The organism is Xanthobacter sp. BG11Y11_SDJG (genome assembly GCF_057364445.1).
This window is the reverse complement of sequence record NZ_JBNFNU010000455.1, coordinates 1-3,156: the sequence shown is the minus strand read 5'-3', so window position 1 is coordinate 3,156 and position 3,156 is coordinate 1. Positions and strand designations below refer to the sequence as shown.

At 71.9% G+C, this 3,156-nt stretch carries 1 protein-coding gene and 3 pseudogenes; all 4 read left to right on the top strand.

The window, feature by feature from the left end:
* Positions 1–321: pseudogene (locus AC2W7M_RS22745) on the top strand (formylmethanofuran dehydrogenase); the annotation flags it as partial.
* On the top strand, positions 318–1,973 hold the full coding sequence (locus tag AC2W7M_RS22740) for a formylmethanofuran dehydrogenase subunit A (protein WP_486135130.1): 1,656 nt from the start codon (positions 318–320) through the stop codon (positions 1,971–1,973). The pseudogene AC2W7M_RS22745 and the gene AC2W7M_RS22740, both read left to right, overlap by 4 nt.
* Positions 1,970–2,897, top strand: a pseudogene (gene fhcD, locus AC2W7M_RS22735) (formylmethanofuran--tetrahydromethanopterin N-formyltransferase). Before AC2W7M_RS22740 ends, fhcD begins: the two are co-directional and overlap by 4 nt.
* A 32-nt stretch (positions 2,898–2,929) precedes the next feature.
* Positions 2,930–3,156, top strand: a pseudogene (locus AC2W7M_RS22730) (formylmethanofuran dehydrogenase subunit C); the annotation flags it as partial.

Genomic DNA, 3,156 nt, shown 5'->3' with positions numbered 1-3,156 from the left:
CGCCATGCGCCGGACCTCTACGAGACCCGCGCCGCGCTCGCCGATGCCGACCTGCTGCTGTTCGCCAGCGCGCTGCGCCCCGATGCGCCGCCCGCCTTCGCACGCGGGCCGGTGATCGCGCTCGGCCATGCCCAGACCGTGTTCCCGCGCGAGCCGGACGTGTTCATCCCCGTGGGCACGCCCGGCGTCGACCATGCGGGCCACGTCTTCCGCATGGACCAGGTGGTATGCCTGCCGCTCGCCGCCCTGCGGCCGGCGGAACTGCCGAGCCTCGGCGAGGCGGCCGGGGCGATCCTCGCGGCGCGGGAGGCGCGGCCATGAGCGGGCGCATCCGCATTTCCGGCGGGCGCATCTATGACCCCGCCAATGGCGTCGTCGACCGGGTGCGCGACCTCCTCATCGCCGACGGCCGCATGGTCGCCGACGCGCCGCCCTCCGCGCACGAGGCCCGCATCGATGCCGACGGCATGGTGGTGATGGCCGGCGGCATCGACCTCCACAGCCACATCGCCGGCGGCAAGGTGAACCTCGCCCGCCTGCTCATGAGCGAAGACCGCGCCGCCTTCCCCGAGCCGGAGGGCGCCTTCTGCGGCTGCGGCGGCGGACGCGCCGCGCCCACCACCCACGAGACCGGCTGCCGCTATTCCCAGATGGGCTACACCGCCGTGTTCGAGCCGGCGGTGGTGGGCGCCAATGCGCGCCACGCGCACCTGGAGATGGCCGACATCCCCAATATCGACACCGGCGGCTTCCTGGTGCTCGGCAATGACGACTTCCTGCTGCGCCTGATCGCCGAGGGCGAGGGCCAGCAGGCGGTGAACGACTATGTGGCATGGATGCTCAAGGCCACCCAGTGCTGCGCGGTGAAGATCGTCAATCCCGGCGGCATCTCGGCCTTCAAGTTCAACGCCCGCGCGCTCGATCTCGACGAGGCCGGCCCGTTCTACGGCCTCACCCCGCGCCGCATCCTCACGACCCTCCAGCGGGCGGTGACGGAATTGGGCGTGCCGCACCCGATCCACCTGCACGGCTGCAATCTCGGCGTGCCCGGCAACGTCGCCACCACGCTCGCCACCATCGGCGCCACGGAGGGTTTCCCGCTCCACCTCACCCACGTCCAGTTCCATGCCTACGGCACCGAGGGCGACCGGCGCTTCTCCTCCGGCGCGGTGGAGATCGCCGCTGCCGTGAACGCCAACCCGCACATCTCGGTGGACGTGGGGCAGATCATGTTCGGCCAGACCGTGACCGCCTCGGCCGACCTCATGTCGCAATACCGCAACCACCGCCTCGCCAGCCCGAACAAGTGGATCGGCATGGACATCGAGTGCGACGCGGCCTGCGGCGTGGTGCCGTTCCAGTATCGCGACCAGTCGTTCGTGAACGCGCTGCAATGGGCCATCGGGCTGGAGCTGTTCCTGCTCATCGAGGACCCGTGGCGGGTGTACCTGACCACCGACCATCCCAATGGCGGGCCGTTCACCTCCTATCCGCACCTCATCCGCCTGCTGATGGACAAGGACTTCCGCGACCATCATCTCGGCCGCATCCATCCCGCGGCGCGCGCCCACACCCGCCTTTCCGAGATCCGGCGCGAATACACGCTGGAGGAGATCGCCGTCGTCACCCGCGCCGCGCCCGCCCGCACGCTGGGCCTGACGGACCGCGGCCATCTCGGCCCCGGCGCGCGGGCGGACGTGGTGCTCTATGCCGATGCGGCGGACCGCGAGGCCATGTTTGCGGCGCCGCGCCTGGTGCTGAAGGACGGCGTGGAGGTGGTGCGCGACGGCGCCGTCACCGCGCTCGCGCGCGGGCGGACCTATGCGGTCCACGCGCCCTATGACGGCGCCATGGACAAGCGCCTCGACCAGTGGTTCGACGCCGCCATCGGCCTGAAGGCGAAGCATTTCCGCATCGCCGGCGGCGAGATCCGCAACGGCGAGGGGCCGGAGCTGGTGGAGCTTCAGCCATGAGCGGCGCGCCCGACCTCGTCCTCAACGGCGTCTGCGTGCGCGACGGCTTCGCCGAGGCGTTCCCCATGGCGGCGACGCGGCTCCTCATCACCGCCGACACGGCGCGCTGGGCGCTCACCGCCGCGCGCAGCATGACCGGCTTTGCCACCTCCGTGATCGGCTGCGGCTGCGAGGCGGCGATCGAGCGCGAGCTGGCCCCCGCCGAGACGCCGGACGGGCGCCCGGGCGTCGCCGTGCTCGTCTTCGCCATGTCGCTGAAGGACTTGAAGAAGGTGGTGCCGCTCAGGGTGGGGCAGAGCGTGCTCACCTGCCCCACCACCGCCTGCTATGCGGGGATCGAAGGCGGGCCGTCCATCCCCATCGGCCGGGCGCTGCGCTATTTCGGCGACGGCCACCAGGTGTCGAAGCGCCTCGCCGGCAAGCGCATCTGGCGCATTCCGGTGATGGAGGGCGAGTTCGTCTGCGACGAGACGACCGGCGCGGTTCCGGCGGCGGTTGGCGGCGGCAATTTTCCTGATCCTCGCGCGGTCGCGCGCCGCCGCGCTCGCTGCCGCCGAGGCGGCGGTGGAGGCCATGGCGCAGGTTCCCGGCGCGGTGATGCCCTTTCCCGGCGGCGTGGTGCGCTCCGGCTCCAAGGTGGGCAGCAAGTATCCCGGCCTCATCGCCTCCACCAATGGCGCCTATTGCCCGACGCTGCGCGCGGTGACGCCGACCGCCTTGCCGCCGGAGGCGGAGAGCGTGCTGGAGATCGTCATCGACGGGCTGTCGGAAGCGGCGGTCGCTGCCAGCATGCGCGCCGGCATCGCCGCGGTGTGCGATCTCGGGGCCGAGGCCGGCATCCTCGCCGTCGATGCCGGCAATTACGGCGGCACGCTCGGCCCGTTCCACTTCCATCTGCACGCCATCATGGGGGGCGCCTCGTGAGCGGGATGCGCCTCGTTTTGAAGGCGCCGCTCGTGGCGCGCCTCGACTGCACCGGGCTCCTGCCGGCGGCGCTGGCGGGGCTGAGCGAGGCGGCGGCGGAGCGGCTCGTTCTGCCCTACGGCACAAAGCGGGCGGCGCTGGGCGACCTCTTCACGGTGACGCGCGGCGCCTCGGCGACGCTGGTGATCTCCGGCGATCCGCGGCTCGACTGCGTCGGCGCCGGCTTCGGATGGGCGAAAATCCGTGGTGGACGGCGCCA